The organism is Acinetobacter sp. TTH0-4 (assembly GCF_015602665.1).
Taxonomy (GTDB): Bacteria; Pseudomonadota; Gammaproteobacteria; order Pseudomonadales; family Moraxellaceae; genus Acinetobacter; species Acinetobacter albensis.
This window is the reverse complement of sequence record NZ_CP059079.1, coordinates 2,612,409-2,631,560: the sequence shown is the minus strand read 5'-3', so window position 1 is coordinate 2,631,560 and position 19,152 is coordinate 2,612,409. Positions and strand designations below refer to the sequence as shown.

Sequence of the window (19,152 nt, the reverse complement as noted above, 5' to 3'; positions counted from 1 at the left end):
GAGGCAAGAGAAATAAAAGATGAGGCTCTTTGAGCATAAAAAAAAGCTTATGTAGAACATAAGCTTTTCTCTAAGGATGTTGCAAATTGTCATGGAATACAATTGGCCACATGAAGAACAATAATCATATTATGAGAATATAATTAAAAATACAACGCTAAATTTGATAGTTTTATAGATTAAATCTATCTATTTGAATCGAAAATATTGTTTTATCTATCTGGGTTTTGAGCCAACGCTTCAAATTTTTTTTCAATTAACGCCGCATTCTCTTTCAAAATATCGATTAATTTTTGCAGATTTACAAATTCAAAGCGATTTTTAGAGGCCAATAAAGTCAATGCTAAAGGCGGTTCTTTTGCAGAAAATTTAATTGGAATAGATAAGCCTGCAATATTAGGATCTAGTTCACCATTGGAAAAGTAATAACCTTGTTTCTTAATTTGTTTCATTTTCAGTAAAAATTGCTCTTCATTTTGCGCAAAACCAACTTCATCCAGTTCGGTCGAAAAACGACGGTAATAGTCCAAAATACTCTGTTTGGGTAAATTTGAAATCATCGCTTTAGGTGAGGAACCAATAAATACAGGACGTGGACAACCTCGGCCATAGGACAGCAAAGTAATGTCTTTAAATAACTCATGATGCAGATCGATACATGAATTATGGTTTAAATGAGTGAGCAAACAACTAAATTCGGTACGTTCGACAATTTGTTGCATAAAAGGGATGCTGATTTGTACCAGAGGATCTGTCGTACGGGAGATATAATCCAGAACTGCAATTTTTGAACCCAAGGTGTAATCCCCTGATGTTCCACTTAAACGTTGCAGTAATTCTGCTGAAACTAATTCTTTTAAATAACGATAGCTGGTCGGCTTGGATAAACCCAATTCTTCACTAATCAGGTCGACATTAATAATCGGGCGAGATACCGAAAAGAGATCTAAAACAGTCAGAATCTTACCAAAACTAGAAAGTGTCATAAGTACCTGCTTAATGAAAGCACAAAAAAATAAAAAATAAAGCCTATTACTTTATAACAAAAACTGAAGTTGAAGCGTATTTTGTTGGAATTTTAATATATTTCTGGTCATAAAAAAGTCACGACTATTGTGAGAAAATGGTGGTTTAAAATTCAATATAGTTAAAATATATAGTATTGATTATCACAATGAGATATTATATTTAAAAATATTGGTGTTTTCGAGCTTGGAGAATAAATCAAGATTTAAGATTGAATCTTTAACCGCTTTGCATCGAGTATTTTTTATACTGTTTCTCCTCATAAGAATTTAACTTGATTGTTTTTCATCAATCCTTGAAATGCTAATCATGTTTGGATCACATGTTCCAATCTGCTTTTGTCTACACAATTTATCTTTGAGATAGGTTGTGTATTTTAGTCAGGGCTAAAAAACATGAACACAAGTTTTCACACCTGACTTTGAGATTAAGCAATGCTATTGGCCAGACAATTACTCGCATTTCGTCCTACTAGATTGGACTGGATTTTTGCGATTAAAACGTGTGTTGCAGGCATATTGGCGTTGTATATCGCATTCTCTTTAGATTTGGCTTATCCAATTTGGGCCATTGGCACCGTTTTTATCATTGCCAATCCTTATTCAGGTATGGCTTCCTCTAAAAGTCTTTATCGTGTGTTAGGAACATTGATAGGTGCTATTGTTTCGATTGCAGTAACCCCCTTTTTAATTAATACCCCTTGGCTATTTACCTTTTTTTTAGCAGCATGGGTCGGGGTGTGCTTGTATATTTCGATGCTAGACCGAACTTCACGTAGTTATGTGTTTATGTTGGCTGGCTATACCGTTGTGATTATTTCTTACAACATTATTTATCTGGCCGATACCGTTTCCATATTTGATATGGCAATCGGACGATTTCTAGAAATCACTTTGGGTGTAGTGTGTAGTGCTGTCATTTCGACCTGTTTTTTTCCACTCCATATTGGGCCTGCGGTCGAAACTCGGGTGAGCCAAGCTATTCAAGATACTAAATTATTATTTGATCAAATTTTGGTGGGTGAACAATTACAGAAAGAAAAACAGCACTATGACTACACGCAGTTACTGGGAAATATTACACGTGATACTTCCGAGATCCATGTAATGGCAGTGCATTTGTCCTATGAAAAATCAGCGCTGCAAGGCATGACCAAACCACTACAAGAAATGTTGCATCAACTCACCCTGTTGGTGGCAAATTTGGTGGCCATTTCTGAACGTATGAAACAGTTAGATCAAATAGATATGACATATCGAGCCGATTTAACCCAGATGCATGTGCATATCGCAGAATTTTTACATGATGATCACGGCATTCAAGAACATCAATTGAATGATTTACCCAAACAGTTTGAGCGAGATTTTAACCTGCTGATGGACTCTGCACGACCCGAACAGCGCTTGGCTTTACAAAGTTTAAAAATGGATATTCGACATTTTATTCAGAATGTTCGAGCCGTAAAACTGATTTGGCAGCGTATTCAAAACGGAGATGATTCCTTACCCAAAAGCATCACTCCATTAACCACGCCATATCCTAGTTTACATCGAGATCATGGCGTGGCTGTCCGTGGTGGTATTTCGGCTTTTTTGGTGATTTTGATTGCGACGTCATTTTGGATTTTAAGTGGTTGGAAGTCTGGGTTTATGATGGCCGTCATGGCTGCTATTAGTGCATGCATTTTAACGGCAATGGATAATCCAGTTCCTGCATTAAAACTGTTTATTCGGGCGACTATTTATGCGGCGGTTATTGTTTTCATTTATGCATACGGTATTTTTCCGCATGTCAGCAGTTTTTGGGAATTGGCCGTGGTTCTTGCGCCGTTCATTATATTTTGTCTGTTGTTATTTCCACATCCACCTCTGGCAGGCTTAGGTTTACCTTTAATTATGGGCATGATTATGGGGTTAAATTTGCATAATACTTATGCTCTGGATCAAGTGGCATTTTTCGATTCTGCCATTGGAACGGTCATTGGCCCAATTATTTCCGTTTATATCATTCAAATGGTCCGTTCAATGTCACCAGATATGACGGTCCAACGTATATTAAGCCTACATTATAAAGCGGTGAGAAATGCGCTGTATTTACCTTATGGGGTCGATTTTAAAAGACATTTACGCAGTATGTTAGATCGGATTGGGGTACTCAACAGCAAGTTAGTCCAGTCCGAGAATTTGAAGCAGGAAATGAATTTGGCGCTGATTGAAACCAGTGCGGTGGTCGATTTGACTCGTTTACAGGAATTGGCTGAGCAGTTATCTGGCCTAAATCCTCTGGTTTCCAGCATTGGAAATTTACAACAGTTACTTGATGAATATTTTCGAGCCAAAGAAATGCAGCAACCTCAGCTTGATATTTTAGCCCAGGTGTTAAAGCAAATACAGCGATTACAAGAGGCAACGGGCCAGTTGAAAAATATCGATATTGCACAGCGTTTAAATATTTCTCTCAACAATATTCGTAGCAGTTTGTGCCATCAAAGCACTGTCTATAGCGCTGAATAAAAGACGAGGCAGATCTAGATGGGTGAAATAAATATTTATGGGGTATATGTCCCAATATTTCTGGTTCAAGCTATTTTTGCTTACTTATTGCTGCAAGTTATGAGACTGAAAACAGATCAGTGGAGCAGTCAAGGTTGGATCGTGTGGCCGAGCATCTTTAATTTATGTCTTTATATCGTGCTGCTTTTTATGATTCATGGCCTGTTTGTTTTATCTGCTGCTTAACGAATATATCGACATCCTACAAAATGAATGAGGTAAACCTGAAATGACAGCTGTGGATTTACGCAAAGCGATCAGACCAATAATTTTATTGCTGATGATTTTAATTGCAGTTTTTGCCATTATTCATATTTGGAATTATTACAATGCCGAACCTTGGACACGTGATGGACGTGTGCGTGGTGATGTCATTCAGGTGTCATCTGATGTTTCAGGTTTAGTGACCGATGTTTTAGTGCAAGACAATCAAACGGTCAAAAAAGGGCAAGTACTGTTTAAAATAGACACTGCCCGTCAGGCCTTAGATGTCGAACAGGCGATCTCTGATTTAGCTAGAGCTAAAGCAGGTTTGGCGGAAGCAGAAGCAAGTTTGGCTCAGGCCAAGGCCAATGTGATTAAATCACAAGCGAATATTGACTTTGCAGATAAAAATGCAGGTCGTTATGCCAATTTGATGGATGGTGCAATTTCTAGACAAGAACAAGATCAGATATTTGCAGTGCGAGATCAATCCCATGCAGAACATAGCCAGATAAAGGCAGCAGTAGAACAAGCTGAAGCAAATATTAAACAACAACATTCATTGATTGAAGTAGCCACCAGTCATTTACATATTGCACAATTAAATTTGCACCGTTCTGAAGTGCTTGCACCCGCAGATGGAACGCTGTCTAACTTTGAATTACGTGTCGGAAACTATATCAAGGTGGGACAAGCAGTTGCAGCTTTACTCGATCGTCATCAGCTGTATATCGTCGGTTATTTTGAAGAAACGAAGCTAGATAAAATTTATGTGGGTGCGCCTGCAACCATTCAGATGATGGGCGGTTCTGAAAAGTTAAAAGGACATGTACAGGGAATTGCATCTGGTATCGAAGATCGTGAACGTACCACGACATCTGGACTTTTAGCCAATGTAAATCCAACCTTTAGTTGGGTTCGTCTAGCGCAGCGTGTACCTGTAAAAATTATTTTAGATGAAATGCCCAAAAATCAATTGGCTTTTGTTGCAGGCCGAACGGCCACCATTCATATTGGAAAAACGAAAGTATTCTAATTTTTTAGATAGCATACGAAAAGTGATACAGGAGAAAAATTCATCGGGGAGTCACTGAAAACTAAGCAGCTGATAATGAATTTTAACGCATATTCATAAAAATGATTTGAGAGATAGAAATATTCAGCATGTTTATTTCATCAGGTTTTGTTCAAATGACAGCAGTTAATTTTTCACACGTTGCTTTAGATAGGGCAAATCAAATCTAAGCCATTTTAAATCACTGTATTGCAATTTCGTTTATTAACGTAAAGGTTGAGCACAAGATTTTAGAGATTAAGGGCTTATGCCTTGAGAGTTCCGATACCAACTTGAAATCAAAAGTGCTGCTGCAATACTGTCAGCAGCCAGTTTTTTAGCACGACCTTGAGCTTGATAGTGCTCTAACTCATCACGTGCTTCACGAGTGGTTAAGCGCTCATCCACCATGAGAGTTTCGATATTGGTTTGATGGCGCAAGCGACGTGCAAATTTACGTGAACGGGTAGATAATTCAGATTCACTATCATCCATATTCAGCGGTAAACCGACTAAAAATAAGTTAGGTTGATGCTGTTTAACAATTTTGAGTAATTCATCCCAGTTTGGAATGCCATCTTTCATGGGAAACAGTGCCAGTGGACTGGCACTTTCAATCAATGATTGGCCCACGGCCATGCCCATTTTTTGTGTACCAAAATCAAATGCCATAATAAGCTGAGGTGTTGATATTTCAGGCATGTCCAATCTCTGATGAAAGCCAAGTACGGTCAACACCCATTTTTTTATAGGCTGCATCCCAGCGGTCATCATAAGGCAGATTAAAAATAAGATCCATGTCGGAATCGCAAATCAGCCATTCACCACGCGCCATTTCTTGTTCTAGCTGGTTTTTGCCCCAACTGGCATAACCCAACGCAATTTGATAACGGCCAACACCTTCATTGTGTGCAATGGCATCTAAAATATCTTTAGAGGTGGTGATACACACATTATCCCCAATTGCAATCGAGGAATGCCAAGTCGGTTGACCTGTGTGGAGTACAAATCCGGCTTCAGGCCGTAAAGGGCCACCTTGTAATACAGCATGAGGATTGACATTATCCGCTTCGATGTCCAAATCAATTAATAATTCTTTAATGGAAAGATCAGAAGGGCGGTTAAGAATAATGCCTTGAGCACCATCTTCATCATGGCGTGCCAAATATATGACAGTATTGGCAAAAAAATCATGAGCCAAGTCAGGAGGTGCAATTAAACAGCGATGGGTCAGATATTGTTTAGTCATCTAGCCATTCCCCCTTAAAAATTAAACTGCTAATAAATAAATCATTCTCTTCTTATCACCAACTTACTAAACTAATTCAGTTTAGCCAATGCTTTTTTATGATTTACATCACAATTTTATACCTGCTGAAACTTGAGCTGTCGTAATTGTTTAGCATGTTGTAAAGTGGTGTCATTAATTTCGACGCCGCCCGTCATACGTGCGAGTTCATCAATACGCTGTTCTTCCGCAAGACTGATAATGGTACTGCTGGCAGGGTCTGTTTGTCGTTTTTTTACCAATAAGTGTTGATCAGATTGCGCCGCAACTTGTGCCTGATGGGTAATACATAAAATTTGAACATGTTGTGCCAAATCTGCCAGTAAACGGCCCACCATTTCAGCTGTACCACCACTGATACCGACATCAATTTCATCAAACACTAAAACTTCAGATTCTGTTTTTTCAGCATTCATGACTTGCATGACCAAAGCAATTCTTGAAAGTTCACCTCCCGATGCAACACGTGCTAACGGTTGTGCAGGCATACCTTTATTGGCTGTGAACAACAGTTGAATAAAACTCAGGCCTTCCGCTGAAGCTTGCTCTAAAGGTTCAAATTTAAATTCAAAATAAGCTTCAGGCAAAGCCAGTTGTTTAACTTGTTCGGTCAAGTGTTTTGCTAAAGGTAAAGCCGCTTCACGACGAATTTGATCAAGATATTGTGCTTTATTTAAAAATGCTTGATAAGACAAACCAACTTGTTCAGCCAAAGTTTCAGGGTTTTCAAGTTGATGCAGCTGCTCAAGCTCTGTTTGCCAATTCAAATAATCTTGTTGAAGATGTTCGGGTTGAGTCCGATATTTACGGGCCAAACGATGGAAACTTTCAAGCTGTGAATTCAGGAGATCCATGCGTTCAGGGTCAAAACTTTGACGATCAATAAATTGACGCAAGTTTGCTGTGGCATCATCCATTTCACTTTGTGCATTTAAAAGTGAATTATAAATTTCTGCCAATTGCTCACTGCGCCCCGCATGTGATTCTAAACGACGAATAACTGAGGCCAATTCTTGGATCAAATTCTGTTCAGCTTCATCCAAGACCGTTAGGCTATAACTACAATCTTGCGTGATATGTTCATGATGACTTAAGCGATCAAACTCTTGTTCAATCTCTTTATAGTCAATTGAGGTAATTTCTTCGAGTTCTTCGAGCTGTAATTCTAAGCTTTCGATCCGCTGTTTACGCGTGGCCTGTGCATCTAAAGCCGCTTGATGCTGACGAATATATTTTTGCCACGTGCTATAAGCATGACGTACATCCTGTGCAGGCTCATAAAAATTGCTGTAACGATCTAGCCAGTGTTTTGGGTAGGGGGGTTCAAGTAATTGTTGTTGACTGTGCTGACTGTATAGTTGTACCAATAAACGACCAATTTCTTTCAGTTCAGATAAGCTGCTCGGACGACCGTTAATCCATGCTTTGCTGCGACCTGTTGCAAAAATAACGCGTCTTAAATGGATTTCTCCAGATTCATCATCCAACTCATGTGCTTTGAGCCATTCAGCTTCTGCACTTTTATCTTGATAGCTAAAAACAGCGGTGACATCCGCTTTATCTGTTCCAAAACGCACATAATTGGTGTCTGTTCGTTCGCCTAAACAGGCCGAAAGTGCATCTAGTAGAAGCGATTTACCTGCGCCAGTTTCGCCCGTTAAAACATTGAAACCTTGTTCAATATCAATAGCCAAATGGTCAGCTAAAGCAAAATTAATCAGAGTTAAGTGAGTCAGCATAAACGCATCCGAGCTGCGAAAAGTTTAAATCTAAGATAGTGAAATTTGGTTTAAGTCACAAGACAGCTTTTATTTTAAGGCGACGTAAAACCACACTATTTTACCTGAGTTTCATCCTACAGATGAATCGATCTATGTTTGAAGAAACGTGATATTAAGTTATATAAACATAAATTAAAGAAAATGCTTAGAAAAATATTCAATGTCCGTTCAACACAAGTGTAAAAACTCATCAGCCTTGTATCAGATCATTCTTTTATAATGTTTATCTGATTATTCTTTTTTAAATGTGACTACAAAAAAAATATCAAATATTCACTAAATATTCATTTAAGTTTATGCAAGATTGATTGATTAGTTGAATGCTCGGCTTTAAACTACATCCGTTAAAAAATATAAATGCGCATTATCTGGAGAATACGCATGTCAAATCAGTTTGATCACGTGTCTGTTATCAAAAAATCGAATGTATATTTCGGTGGATTATGTATTAGTCATACCGTTCAATTTGAAGATGGCACTAAAAAAACTTTAGGGGTAATTTTACCAACGGAACAAGCACTTACTTTTGAAACACATGTGCCTGAACGTATGGAAGTTATTTCAGGAGAATGTCGCGTCCATATTGCAGATAGTACCGAAAGTGAATTATTTCGTGCCGGCCAATCTTTTTATGTACCAGGCAATAGCCGTTTTAGAATTGAGACCGATGACGTGCTCGACTATGTGTGTCACTTAGAAGGATAAGCATCACCTGTATTCAGGCAAAGAAATTTTAGTCTGAATCAGTTAAACTAGATTTAAGCATCAATCCTGTAAAGTTAGCTTTGCAGGATTTTTCTTTTTTGCATCATACTCACATTTTTTAGAGGCCGTTCATGGCAAAAACAGAATATTTTTATGGCGTTCATTCAGTGGAGTCATTACTTGAGCTTGAGCCAGAGCGTGTACTGACATTATTTACCTTAAAAGGTCGTGACGATCAGCGTTTGAAAAATGTACTGGCTTTGGCTGACCCATTTGGGATTAGTGTGCAGCAAGCCAGTCGTGAAAAATTAGAAAAATTGGCAGGTCAGCCCTTTCATCAAGGTGTTGTTGCTGCTGTGCGTCCACATCCGACGTTGAATGAACAAGACTTACAAGATTTACTCAATCAAAATCCGCAAGCACTTTTGCTGGCTCTTGATCAAGTCACAGACCCACATAATTTGGGTGCTTGTATTCGTACAGCAGCGGCCATGGGCGTCGAAGCGGTAATTGTATCCCGTGATCGCTCTGCGAGCTTAACCCCAACAGCACGTAAAATTGCTGCTGGTGGTGCAGAAAAAGTCAAATTTATTCAAGTGACCAATTTGGCTCGTACTTTAGGTAATATTAAAGATGAATTTAATGTACGCGTAGTGGGTACTATGCTGGATGAAAAAGCACTCCCTGTGCAAGAGTTTGATTTTACTGGGACGGGTATTTGTATTGTGATGGGTGCTGAAGATACTGGTTTACGTCCGATTACTCAGTCACAGTGTGATCAAACTGTATTTATTCCAATGGCAGGAAATTTGCAAAGTTTAAATGTGAGTGTTGCAACAGGTATGGCTTTATATGAAGCGTGTCGTCAGCGTAACGTATAAATATATTTATTTTTTTTAACACCAAAGTAGTTTTGCTATGTCTCCCCGTGCTCAAGGTTATGTATTTGTCGCAATTACCATGTGTATTTGGGGAGGATTTACTGTCACCTCGCGTTTGAATGCGCAGTGGGGGATTAGTGCTTGGGACATCACAGCTTTACGTTTTGCCTTAGCCTTCTGTATTTTAATGCCCATTTTGATTTATAAAAAAGACACTGCTTTTTTATGGAAAAAACAGCCTTTTCTTTTGGCGATGATTGGCGGCGTTGGATATTGTCTAACGTCATACTCTGCATTTCATTATGTGCCTGCTGCACATGCGGCTATTTTCTTAAATGGCTGTATTCCTCTGTGTACTGCCGTTGCTGGATTCCTGCTGTTTAAAGAGCCATTTGATCGACACACTTGGATCAGTCTGATGATTATGCTTGCTGCAATTGGCATAATGAGTTTCTTGATGTATCAAGAAACGGGAATCGCTTTTGGTTTTGGAGATATGCTATTTTTCTTCAGTGCGATTTGGTGGGGTATTTTTACGGTATTGCTGCGGCAGTGGAAACTTTCTGCTTGGCACGCTATGACCAGTGTCGCCATTTGGTCTGCCCTGATTTATGTTCCAATCTATTTGGTATTTTTACCCAAAAATTTAACTGAACCACAACCTCTACATTTAGTGTTGCAAGTGATTTTTCATGGAATCTTTGTGGTGATGATTGCAACATTGGCATATGTAGAAGCAATTAAAAGACTTGGGGCTTTTAAAACGGGCAGCATTGTTACGCTGGCACCGTTTATTGCTGCTATTCTTGCCGTTCCTTTATTAAATGAGCCTTTAAGCCGTGCCATTATTTGTGGTTTAATCGGTATGGCTGTGGGGGCGTTGCAGCCATGGCGTTGGTTCATGCACAAAGATAGCTTGCAACAAAAAATCAAACAACAAAAAGAACAACTTAAATAGACTGTATCTTTTACATTTACCGTTTTAAATAGTCTTGATGCAAAGGCTGTAAATGTTGATATAAATGTTCAAGCTGATCATCATTGAGCACAATATCATCTGCCAATTCTTGTTTTTTGTGCCTCAGCATTTGTGCTTTTATAATCTGTCGAATTTGCTCAATCGATTGACCATCTCGTTGACTCGCGCGCTGAATTTGCAATTCTTCTGAAGCATCAATCAATAAAGTATGCTGGGTTAATAGGTGTTGGTTGGTTTCAAACAGGAGTGGTGAAACCAAAATCACATAAGGACTGGTTGCAGCGTGTAACTGTTGAATGATGGACTGACGGATTGCGGGATGGGTAATACTTTCTAATACGCGTCGAGCATCTGGATCTTTAAAAATGTGTGCACGCAAAGCCTGACGATCAAGTTCACCATTGTCTAGAATTACCCAATCACCAAAAGCATGCTGAATTTTTTGTAAAGCGGGTTGTCCTTTTTGAACAATTTCACGTGCCACAATATCGGCATCGACCACAGTAATGCCTTGGTTTTCAAACCATTTGCTGGCAGCTGATTTTCCACTACCAATACCGCCAGTCAAACCCAAGATAAAGGTCATATTTATGCCTAAATTATTGTCCTAAATAAATTTTCATAATCTGTTCACCCCAGAGAAAGGCAATCCAGCCAGCAATGGCTATATAAGGGCCGAAAGCAAAAGGTTGATTCTCTTTACGGATCTTAAGCAGAATAATGCCAATAATTGCACCCACCATAGAAGAAAGCAGTACGATTAATGGCAGCATTAAAGGGCCCATCCATGCACCTAACGCAGCTAGTAACTTAAAGTCTCCATAACCCATACCTTCTTTGCCTGTAATGATTTTGAACAGGTAATACACAACCCAAAGACATAAGAAGCCAATAATATAGCCCCAAATAGCAGCGGTTGGAGAAGTGTAAATCGCATAGCTGTTTATTCCTAAGCCCAGTGCTGCCAAGGTTAAAGTATAACGATCAGGTAAAAGTTGAGTATCAAAATCAATAAAGGTGAGGGCGATTAAAATCCATGTCAACAACAAACCAAAAAGCATCTGTAAGGTTGGACCAAAGACAGCCACAACCACCAACGAACAGACGGCTGTTAATAATTCAATAAAAGGATAACGAATACTGATGGGATTTTGGCATGAACCACATTGACCACGAAGTATTAACCAGCTAATAACAGGAATATTTTGATACCAGCGAATGGGACTTTGACACTTTGGGCAAGTTGAATTTGGTTTGCTGAGAGTAATTTTAGTCTCATCAATCATGGGTTGTTCTGGATGAAGTAAAAATTGGCAGTCGGTACGCCATTCTTGTTCCATCATTTTCGGGGTACGATAAATCACGACATTCAGAAAGCTACCAATACACAGGCTCAAAAGCCCAACGATCAAATAAAGTGCAGTTGGAGTATTGATCAGATAATTCAGAAATTCTTGCATTACACCACAGAGCCCATTTGGAAGATTGGAAGATACATTGCAATGACCAAGCCACCGATTAGGACACCTAGGACAGCCATAATTAAAGGTTCCATCATAGAAGTCAGGCCATCTACAGCATTATCGACTTCATTTTCAAAATGAGTCGCGACTTTATCCAGCATACTATCAAGAGCACCAGACTCTTCACCAATTGCCACCATTTGTACGGCCATGGAAGGGAATCTATTAGTCACACGCATAGCAAATTGTAATTGTTGACCTGTTGCCACATCATCACGAATTTTCATCACGGCTTCTTCATAAACCACATTATTGGTTGCACCCGCTGTAGATTCTAAGGCATCAATGAGTGGTACACCCGCAGCAAAAGTAGTGGCTAATGTACGGCTATAACGCGCGATAATGGCTTTATAGACCAAATCACCAAAAATGGGTGCTTTAAGAGCAGCCCTATCTAAGAAGTCACGAAACTTTTTACTACGTTTTTTAGCTTCCATAAAGCCAGCAATAATGGCGCCGATCGCAATAATCAGAAGAAACCAATATTTTTGCATCCATTCCGACATATTGACCACCATTTTGGTAAAAGCAGGTAGATCGGCACCAAAAGAGCTAAAGAGGTCTTGGAATACAGGTACGACTTTTACCATCAAAATAATGGTCACAATGACCGCAACCACGACAACTGCTGCTGGATATTTCATGGCTTTTTTAATTTTTTGTTTTAGTAATTCACTTTTTTCTTTATAGATGGCTACACGATCAAGCATCGTTTCTAAGGCACCGGACTGTTCGCCCGATTCCACCAAAGAACAAAATAAATTGTCAAAATGTTGAGGATATTTGCGTAAAGCCCCTGCAAATGTGTTGCCGCCTTCAACCTCACCTTTAATTCCAAGAACCACTTCACGCATGGAGGGATTTTCAAGACCTTCAGCGACAATTTCAAAACTTTGAACCAGAGGCACGCCTGCTTTCATCATGGTGGCCAGTTGGCGTGTAAAAATAGTGATATCGAGTGTAGAAACCTTCTTTTTCATTAATCCTTCGAGAATATTTTTTCTTTTTTCTCGAATGGTTTTAATGGTAATACCTTGTTTGCGTAAGGTTACTTTGGCCAGTGCCATATTACGCGCGAGTAATTCCCCTTTTAGTTTTGCCCCTTTACGATCTACCCCTTCATAACTGAAGATTGGCATCATCTGCGCTTTTTTAACAGCCATGAATTTATCCTTATTTTTAAATGCTTTCGTTATTCACTTGTTACACGATTCACTTCTTGAAGTGACGTGATTCCTTGCATGACTTTCATTAATCCTGAACGACGCAAATTATTAAACCCCGATTTTAAAGATGCAGCAGCAATTTCAAGTGCATTGCCATCTTCCATAATAATTTTTGAAATTTCAGGTGTTACTTTCATTACTTCATAAATCCCAACACGGCCTTTGTAGCCTTCTCGGCATTCTGAGCAGCCTGCTGGTTGATAAACATGGAAATCTGGATGTTTGAGGTCTGCTTCAGTAAAACCCATTTCTAATAAGCTAGGTTCTGGAATATTCGCGGGTACTTTACATTGTGGACATAAGCGTCGAGCTAGACGCTGTGCAATCACCAAGTTTACCGAGGTTGCAATATTGAAGGAAGGTACACCCATATTTCTAAGTCGGGTCAAGGTTTCAGGTGCACTGTTCGTATGTAATGTGGACATGACCATATGACCTGTTTGCGCTGCTTTAATTGCAATTTCAGCCGTTTCTAAATCTCGAATCTCACCGACCATGACAATATCAGGATCTTGTCGCAAGAAAGATTTAAGTGCAGCAGAGAATGTTAATCCCACTTTTGCATTTACATTAACCTGATTAATCCCTTCCAAGTTAATTTCCACAGGATCTTCGGCAGTTGAAATATTGGTATCTTCACGGTTCAGAATATTCAAACCTGTATATAGAGATACCGTTTTACCTGAACCCGTAGGTCCTGTAATCAATAACATGCCTTGAGGTTTATCTAGTGCTTGCATGAACAATTCTTTTTGCTCTGGTTCATAACCTAAAGCGTCAATTCCAAGCATGGCACTTGAAGGATCGAGAATACGCAGAACTAATTTTTCACCAAATAGAGTAGGGAGTGAATTCACACGAAAATCAATGGCTTTACTTTTCGAAAGTTTAAGTTTAATTCGCCCATCTTGAGGTAGGCGTTTTTCTGAAATATCCATTTGCGACATGACTTTTAAACGCGAAGCCAACCGTGTAGCAAGTTGCAGCGGTGGATTGGCTATCTGTCTTAATACACCATCCACACGATAACGCACACGATACATTTTTTCATACGGTTCAAAATGTAAATCTGACGCACCCATACGAATTGCATCAATCAGTAACTTATTAATATATTTTACAATCGGTGCTTCATCTGCCTTCTGGTCATCATCTTCATCCTCTTTTTGGCTGATATCCTCCTGTTCAAGATTAAGATCGATATCATCATCTGAAAATTCAAATGTATCTGCTTCAGCAAAATTTTGCTCAATGAGTTTTTGTAATTTTGGGTATTCAACAATAATGGCTTCAACATTCATTTTACTGCTAAAACGAATCGCGTCCATGGCATCCATATTGGTGGGATTGCTAGTGGCGATATAAAGTAAATTGCCGCGTTTAAAAATCGGAAGAATGCGATGTTTGGTTATAATTTTCTCATCAATTCCTTCACGAATAATCTGGGCTGGATCATAAATGCTCAAGTCGAATAGCGGTTCACCAAATTCCTGAGAAATTTTTTCTGCAATTTGTAAGGCCGGTATTTTTAACTGATCAATTAAATAAGGAACAATATCTTGATGGGCTTTTTTTGCACTTAATATTGCATTCTGCATGTTTTCAGCAGAAACGATCTCATCCTCAACTAAACGTCGAATAAATCCCGTAAATTTTGGTGAACTCTGTAGTGCTGCCATGCTTAAGTATGCCTGTTCAATTCATTTGTTTATAATTGGTATCTGTGAATTATACTTTTGTTAGATCAAAATACCATATCAGAAAATGTTGTCATCTACTTAATATTAGATAAAACTTTGAACCAGTCGCAATTAGACATGAATATTTTTATACAGAATATAGGCATATAGGATAAAAAATAAAATAGATTAAAAAAGCACAATGAAAAATTATCTATTTGTGACTAAATTACGTGTAGAATATGCGCGGTTTAATGAATTGTCTTGAATGGGTTACTGTATGTCGGGTTCGGCTGTTACTCCTTGGGTTGTCGGTAATTGGAAAATGAACCCAATGCAGGCAGAGGCCAGAGAATTAGTAAGTGGTTTAAAAGAATTATTGAGAAATAATCCAATCAAAGAAGAAGATTGTTATTTAGGTGTTGCGCCTACAATGCTTGCTTTAAGTGCTATTCAAGCAGAATTCTCCAGTGCAACACGTGTAATTTATACGGTTGCCCAGAATGTATCAATTATTGAGGGTACAGGAGCTTATACTGGTGAAGTGAGTGCACAACTGCTTCAAGACCAACAAATTAAATTCGTTCTGATTGGGCATTCAGAGCGCCGTGAAATATTTTCAGAAAACACGCCTATACTCAATCAAAAAGTAAAACATGCATTAGCTGCCGATTTAACTGTAATTTACTGTGTAGGTGAAAGTCTACAACAGCGTGAAAATGGTCAGGCAGAGCAAGTGGTTTTACAACAAATTTGTGATATTGCCTCGGTAGTTCAAGCAGAACAGTGGCAAAAAGTAGTGATAGCTTATGAGCCTATCTGGGCAATTGGAACTGGTAAAACGGCGTCTCCTGAAGACGCACAGGCCATGCATGCTAAAATTCGAGAAGGTTTAACTCAAATTACTCCGTTCGGCGCCCAAATTGCGATCCTTTATGGTGGTAGTGTTAAGCCTGAAAATGCAGTAGAGTTGGCTGCCTGTCCAGATATTAATGGTGCGCTGGTCGGCGGTGCATCTTTAAATGCTGAATCTTTTTACAAAATTGCTCAGGCATTTGCACATACAAAATAAAGAGGAGTTCAGCATGCAAACTTTTGTGCTGGTGGTACATATTATTTTAGCGATTTTAATGATTGTATTGATTTTAGTACAACATGGTAAGGGTGCAGATGCGGGTGCATCATTTGGTGGTGGTGGTGCTGCTACCGTATTTGGTGCTTCTGGGTCAGGTAATTTTTTAACGCGCTTAACTGCGGTGTTGACGGCCTTATTTTTTATTACAAGCTTGTCTTTAGCCGTATTTGCCAAAAAACAAACGACGGATGCTTATAGTTTAAAATCTGTTCAAACCACGACAACTGCACCAAGCAAATCGGCTGAAACTTCACCAGTTGCACCGAAAACAGCTGAATAACTCTATTTAGCTCTTCCTTTTTGAGGTTGATGCGAATAGAATGCGACACAGCTGCGGTGGTGGTGGAATTGGTAGACACGCTACCTTGAGGTGGTAGTGCCTTCGGGCGTGGGGGTTCAAGTCCCCCCTTCCGCACCAACTTGTAATCCAGAACATAAGTTGGTGTGTGCGGCAAATCTGTTGATGCGGGATGGAGCAGTCTGGTAGCTCGTCGGGCTCATAACCCGAAGGTCGTTGGTTCAAATCCAGCTCCCGCTACCAATACTATTTAGAAGCAAACTAAATAGGTCATTTAAATTAAATGATGATTAATTTTTGCATGTTGTTGCGGGATGGAGCAGTCTGGTAGCTCGTCGGGCTCATAACCCGAAGGTCGTTGGTTCAAATCCAGCTCCCGCTACCACTTTTTGATTTGGGTGCAACCAAATCAAGCAACCGTTGAACAGTTTTTGATTGAAAATGTTCAGTGAATTGTATATAATTTTTGCACGTTGTTGCGGGATGGAGCAGTCTGGTAGCTCGTCGGGCTCATAACCCGAAGGTCGTTGGTTCAAATCCAGCTCCCGCTACCAAGTTTCTAAAAGGCTCACAAAAATGGTGGGCCTTTTTGCACAGTGGACTTTGGTTTTTCTGTGTACACAGGGGCGATTACGCCCTTTTTTATTGGCTATCGTGTAGTGTCGACATCCATTGGTCAAATTGTCATGTTTCACTACTAATATAGTTGAGTTAGTCTGAACCGGTCACAGCGACAATTGAATCGCACAACAATGACGAGAGTAAATGAAGCTATCAAATAAAACCCAAGCACTTCAAGACTTAATAACTCCTGCAGTGCAAGCTTGTAATGTAGATCTTTGGGGAATTGAATTTATTCCTCAAGGTAAACGTTCTTTATTGCGTATCTATATTGACAAAGCGAGTGAAAACAACACGCAACCTGTCATGAATGAAGAGGGTGAGCTTGAAGAGGGTGTAGGTATTGGCGTACAAGATTGTGTTCGAGTAACACAACAAGTCGGCGCAATGCTTGATGTCCATGATCCGATCTCTGGAGAGTATTCACTTGAGGTTTCTTCTCCTGGTTGGGATCGTCCATTTTTCCAACTTCATCAGATGCCAGCTTATATTGGAAAGCAAATTGCTTTACGCCTGATTAGTGCTGTAGAAAACCGTCGTAAATTTCAAGCAAAACTGATTGCTGTTGATCTTGAAAATGAGATCATTCAAGTTGAAGTTGAAAATCAACATGTACTAGAAATAGACAGTCATAATATCGACAAATCAAATTTGATCTATCAAGATTAATTCATTCAATAAATAAGAATCTGAACGAATAGGTGACTTATGGCTCGTGAAATTCTTACCGTTGTAGAGACGGTTAGTAACGAAAAAGGTGTAAGTCGTGATGCAATTTTTGAAGCACTTGAACAAGCTTTAGTTGCTGCGACTAAAAAGAAATTTTACGAAGGTACACACGCTGAAGAAGCAGAATTACGTGTAGAAATTGACCGTAAAACTGGTGATTACCGTACTTTCCGTCAATGGGAAGTGGTCGCTGATGAAGATCATGAAATGCCTGCTTGTCAAGATGCGATTTCTGATTTAGATCCTGAACAGTGGTCAATCGGTGATATTCGTGAGCTTGAAGTAGAATCGATTGATTTTGGTCGAATTGCTGCACAAATTGCGAAACAAGTGATTGTACAAAAAATTCGTGAAGCTGAGCGAGCGTTAGTGGCTGATGCTTATGAAGCTAAAGTCGGTGAACTCATTTATGGTGAAGTGAAAAAGCAAACCAAAGATGGCTTTATTATTGACTTAGGTGATAATGCTGAAGCTTATCTGTCTCGTGAAGAAATGATTCCAAAAGAAATTCTTCGTCCTAAGCAACGCTTGACCGCTATTTTATATAGCGTAAATCGTGAAGGCCGTGGCGCACAATTGTTATTGACCCGTGCTCGTCCTGAAATGTTAATGGCTTTGATGAAGAAAGAAATTCCTGAAATTTCTGAAGAAATCATCGAGATTAAAGCGGCTGCCCGTCAACCGGGTGTTCGTGCTAAAATTGCTGTGAAAACAAACGATCACCGTATTGATCCTGTCGGTGCATGTATTGGTATGCGTGGTACGCGTATCCAAGCTGTACAGTCAGAGTTGAATGGTGAACGTATTGATGTCGTGGTTTGGTCTGATGATCCAGCACAGTACATTGCCAGTGCTTTAGAACCTGCTGATGTATCAAGCATTGTGATTGATGAAGATGTTCATAGCGCAGATATTATTTTTGCAGCTAGCGATCAATTGGCACGTGCCATTGGCTCACAAGGTCAAAATGTTCGTTTGGCATCTGAATTGACAGGCTACAAACTGGACATGATGCTCGAAGAAGAATTCTACGCGCGTCAACAAAACGAAGCTCAGCAGTATTTAGACATGTTTGTAACACGTCTTGATATTGAAGAAGATTTGGCTATGGCTTTGGTTGAAATGGGCTTTACTTCACTTGAAGAGATTGCTTATGTTCCAGCTGAAACATTTGATGAAATTGAGTTAGATGCTGAAATTGTTGAATTATTGCAAAGCCGTGCGAAAGAAATTACGTTGGCAGATGCTTTAAAACAGCAAGAAAACATCCAAGATCCAAGTGCAGAACTTGTTGCAATGGAAGGGATGACACAAGAAATTGCTTATGCGCTTGCAGCTCGCGGTGTGGTAACAGTTGATGATTTGGCCGACCAAGCCACTGACGATATTGAAGATATTGAAGGTTTGGGTGCTGAAAAAGCAGGTCAACTTATTATGAAAGCGCGCGAATCATGGTTTAACTAGGAGGAAA

Annotated in this window: 18 protein-coding genes and 4 tRNA genes; 14 read left to right on the top strand and 8 right to left on the bottom strand. The window is 39.4% G+C overall.

The features are described from left to right. Window positions 1–212 precede the first annotated feature (212 nt). Complete coding sequence (locus H0S58_RS12280) at window positions 213–986, bottom strand: IclR family transcriptional regulator (protein WP_193889695.1); 774 nt, start codon at window positions 984–986, stop codon at window positions 213–215. Window positions 987–1,460: 474 nt separating this feature from the next. Between H0S58_RS12280 and H0S58_RS12275 the strand changes: the two genes are divergently transcribed. The 3 genes from H0S58_RS12275 to H0S58_RS12265 are packed head-to-tail and all read left to right on the top strand — an operon-like array spanning window position 1,461 to window position 4,818. Continuing rightward, window positions 1,461–3,539, top strand: coding sequence for an FUSC family protein (locus tag H0S58_RS12275; RefSeq protein ID WP_195726657.1), 2,079 nt, complete (start codon window positions 1,461–1,463; stop codon window positions 3,537–3,539). Between the two features lie 18 nt (window positions 3,540–3,557). Beyond that, a complete protein-coding gene (locus H0S58_RS12270; protein ID WP_195726656.1) occupies window positions 3,558–3,764 on the top strand; it encodes a DUF1656 domain-containing protein in 207 nt (68 codons plus the stop codon). 43 nt (window positions 3,765–3,807) lie between these two features. Next, window positions 3,808–4,818 carry an HlyD family secretion protein gene (locus H0S58_RS12265; RefSeq protein WP_195726655.1) on the top strand — a complete coding sequence of 337 codons (1,011 nt, stop codon included), beginning with the start codon at window positions 3,808–3,810 and terminating at the stop codon, window positions 4,816–4,818. A gap of 276 nt (window positions 4,819–5,094) precedes the next feature. On the opposite strand, the gene ruvX is transcribed toward H0S58_RS12265, so the two are convergent. From ruvX to recN, 3 genes are all read right to left on the bottom strand, one after another. Next, window positions 5,095–5,538 (bottom strand): Holliday junction resolvase RuvX, encoded by a 444-nt coding sequence (gene ruvX, locus H0S58_RS12260; protein ID WP_195726654.1) that lies wholly within the window; start codon window positions 5,536–5,538, stop codon window positions 5,095–5,097. Further along, window positions 5,531–6,085 carry a YqgE/AlgH family protein gene (locus tag H0S58_RS12255; protein ID WP_053578941.1) on the bottom strand — a complete coding sequence of 185 codons (555 nt, stop codon included), beginning with the start codon at window positions 6,083–6,085 and terminating at the stop codon, window positions 5,531–5,533. The genes ruvX and H0S58_RS12255 overlap by 8 nt, the downstream gene beginning before the upstream one ends. A gap of 116 nt (window positions 6,086–6,201) precedes the next feature. Beyond that, complete coding sequence (recN, locus tag H0S58_RS12250; protein ID WP_195726653.1) at window positions 6,202–7,863, bottom strand: DNA repair protein RecN; 1,662 nt, start codon at window positions 7,861–7,863, stop codon at window positions 6,202–6,204. A 423-nt stretch (window positions 7,864–8,286) separates the two neighbouring features. Between recN and H0S58_RS12245 the strand changes: the two genes are divergently transcribed. The 3 genes from H0S58_RS12245 (at window position 8,287) to H0S58_RS12235 (ending at window position 10,449) form a co-directional block, all read left to right on the top strand. Then, complete coding sequence (locus H0S58_RS12245) at window positions 8,287–8,610, top strand: pyrimidine/purine nucleoside phosphorylase (RefSeq protein WP_053578939.1); 324 nt, start codon at window positions 8,287–8,289, stop codon at window positions 8,608–8,610. Window positions 8,611–8,741: 131 nt separating this feature from the next. Next, window positions 8,742–9,491 carry a 23S rRNA (guanosine(2251)-2'-O)-methyltransferase RlmB gene (gene rlmB / locus H0S58_RS12240; RefSeq protein WP_092720517.1) on the top strand — a complete coding sequence of 250 codons (750 nt, stop codon included), beginning with the start codon at window positions 8,742–8,744 and terminating at the stop codon, window positions 9,489–9,491. A 37-nt stretch (window positions 9,492–9,528) separates the two neighbouring features. Continuing rightward, window positions 9,529–10,449 carry a DMT family transporter gene (locus tag H0S58_RS12235; protein ID WP_195726652.1) on the top strand — a complete coding sequence of 307 codons (921 nt, stop codon included), beginning with the start codon at window positions 9,529–9,531 and terminating at the stop codon, window positions 10,447–10,449. Between the two features lie 16 nt (window positions 10,450–10,465). Here H0S58_RS12235 and coaE read toward each other — a convergent pair whose 3' ends face one another. The 4 genes from coaE to pilB are packed head-to-tail and all read right to left on the bottom strand — an operon-like array spanning window position 10,466 to window position 14,898. Beyond that, complete coding sequence (gene coaE, locus H0S58_RS12230; RefSeq protein WP_195726651.1) at window positions 10,466–11,056, bottom strand: dephospho-CoA kinase; 591 nt, start codon at window positions 11,054–11,056, stop codon at window positions 10,466–10,468. Window positions 11,057–11,069: 13 nt separating this feature from the next. Beyond that, complete coding sequence (locus H0S58_RS12225) at window positions 11,070–11,930, bottom strand: prepilin peptidase (protein ID WP_195726650.1); 861 nt, start codon at window positions 11,928–11,930, stop codon at window positions 11,070–11,072. After that, window positions 11,930–13,156, bottom strand: coding sequence for a type II secretion system F family protein (locus H0S58_RS12220; protein WP_195726649.1), 1,227 nt, complete (start codon window positions 13,154–13,156; stop codon window positions 11,930–11,932). The genes H0S58_RS12225 and H0S58_RS12220 overlap by 1 nt, the downstream gene beginning before the upstream one ends. A 29-nt stretch (window positions 13,157–13,185) precedes the next feature. After that, window positions 13,186–14,898, bottom strand: a complete 1,713-nt coding sequence (gene pilB, locus H0S58_RS12215) for a type IV-A pilus assembly ATPase PilB (protein ID WP_053578933.1) — start codon at window positions 14,896–14,898, stop codon at window positions 13,186–13,188. A 280-nt stretch (window positions 14,899–15,178) separates the two neighbouring features. Here pilB and tpiA point away from each other — a divergent pair, with 280 nt between their 5' ends. From tpiA to nusA, 8 genes are all read left to right on the top strand, one after another. Beyond that, window positions 15,179–15,970: a triose-phosphate isomerase gene (tpiA, locus tag H0S58_RS12210; protein WP_193889706.1), complete on the top strand. Its 792-nt coding sequence runs from the start codon at window positions 15,179–15,181 to the stop codon at window positions 15,968–15,970. Between the two features lie 13 nt (window positions 15,971–15,983). Then, the gene (gene secG, locus H0S58_RS12205; protein ID WP_053578931.1) at window positions 15,984–16,313 is read left to right on the top strand and encodes a preprotein translocase subunit SecG; all 330 of its coding nucleotides are present in this window, start codon (window positions 15,984–15,986) and stop codon (window positions 16,311–16,313) included. Window positions 16,314–16,366: 53 nt separating this feature from the next. Further along, window positions 16,367–16,451 (top strand) — tRNA-Leu (locus H0S58_RS12200). 46 nt (window positions 16,452–16,497) lie between these two features. Further along, a tRNA-Met gene (locus H0S58_RS12195) sits at window positions 16,498–16,574 on the top strand. A gap of 65 nt (window positions 16,575–16,639) precedes the next feature. Beyond that, window positions 16,640–16,716 (top strand) — tRNA-Met (locus H0S58_RS12190). A gap of 92 nt (window positions 16,717–16,808) precedes the next feature. Next, window positions 16,809–16,885 (top strand) — tRNA-Met (locus H0S58_RS12185). Window positions 16,886–17,096: 211 nt separating this feature from the next. Continuing rightward, on the top strand, window positions 17,097–17,621 hold the full coding sequence (gene rimP / locus H0S58_RS12180) for a ribosome maturation factor RimP (RefSeq protein WP_053578930.1): 525 nt from the start codon (window positions 17,097–17,099) through the stop codon (window positions 17,619–17,621). A 39-nt stretch (window positions 17,622–17,660) separates the two neighbouring features. Further along, window positions 17,661–19,145 (top strand): transcription termination factor NusA, encoded by a 1,485-nt coding sequence (nusA, locus tag H0S58_RS12175; protein ID WP_053578929.1) that lies wholly within the window; start codon window positions 17,661–17,663, stop codon window positions 19,143–19,145. The last annotated feature ends 7 nt before the right edge of the window (window positions 19,146–19,152 follow it).

Coding starts and splice junctions, on each gene's coding strand:
- H0S58_RS12280 (WP_193889695.1), bottom strand. CDS start 986: ATGACACTTTCTAGTTTTGGTAAGATTCTGACTGTTTTAGATCTCTTT.
- H0S58_RS12275 (WP_195726657.1), top strand. CDS start 1,461: ATGCTATTGGCCAGACAATTACTCGCATTTCGTCCTACTAGATTGGAC.
- H0S58_RS12270 (WP_195726656.1), top strand. CDS start 3,558: ATGGGTGAAATAAATATTTATGGGGTATATGTCCCAATATTTCTGGTT.
- H0S58_RS12265 (WP_195726655.1), top strand. CDS start 3,808: ATGACAGCTGTGGATTTACGCAAAGCGATCAGACCAATAATTTTATTG.
- ruvX (WP_195726654.1), bottom strand. CDS start 5,538: ATGCCTGAAATATCAACACCTCAGCTTATTATGGCATTTGATTTTGGT.
- H0S58_RS12255 (WP_053578941.1), bottom strand. CDS start 6,085: ATGACTAAACAATATCTGACCCATCGCTGTTTAATTGCACCTCCTGAC.
- recN (WP_195726653.1), bottom strand. CDS start 7,863: ATGCTGACTCACTTAACTCTGATTAATTTTGCTTTAGCTGACCATTTG.
- H0S58_RS12245 (WP_053578939.1), top strand. CDS start 8,287: ATGTCAAATCAGTTTGATCACGTGTCTGTTATCAAAAAATCGAATGTA.
- rlmB (WP_092720517.1), top strand. CDS start 8,742: ATGGCAAAAACAGAATATTTTTATGGCGTTCATTCAGTGGAGTCATTA.
- H0S58_RS12235 (WP_195726652.1), top strand. CDS start 9,529: ATGTCTCCCCGTGCTCAAGGTTATGTATTTGTCGCAATTACCATGTGT.
- coaE (WP_195726651.1), bottom strand. CDS start 11,056: ATGACCTTTATCTTGGGTTTGACTGGCGGTATTGGTAGTGGAAAATCA.
- H0S58_RS12225 (WP_195726650.1), bottom strand. CDS start 11,930: ATGCAAGAATTTCTGAATTATCTGATCAATACTCCAACTGCACTTTAT.
- H0S58_RS12220 (WP_195726649.1), bottom strand. CDS start 13,156: ATGGCTGTTAAAAAAGCGCAGATGATGCCAATCTTCAGTTATGAAGGG.
- pilB (WP_053578933.1), bottom strand. CDS start 14,898: ATGGCAGCACTACAGAGTTCACCAAAATTTACGGGATTTATTCGACGT.
- tpiA (WP_193889706.1), top strand. CDS start 15,179: ATGTCGGGTTCGGCTGTTACTCCTTGGGTTGTCGGTAATTGGAAAATG.
- secG (WP_053578931.1), top strand. CDS start 15,984: ATGCAAACTTTTGTGCTGGTGGTACATATTATTTTAGCGATTTTAATG.
- rimP (WP_053578930.1), top strand. CDS start 17,097: ATGAAGCTATCAAATAAAACCCAAGCACTTCAAGACTTAATAACTCCT.
- nusA (WP_053578929.1), top strand. CDS start 17,661: ATGGCTCGTGAAATTCTTACCGTTGTAGAGACGGTTAGTAACGAAAAA.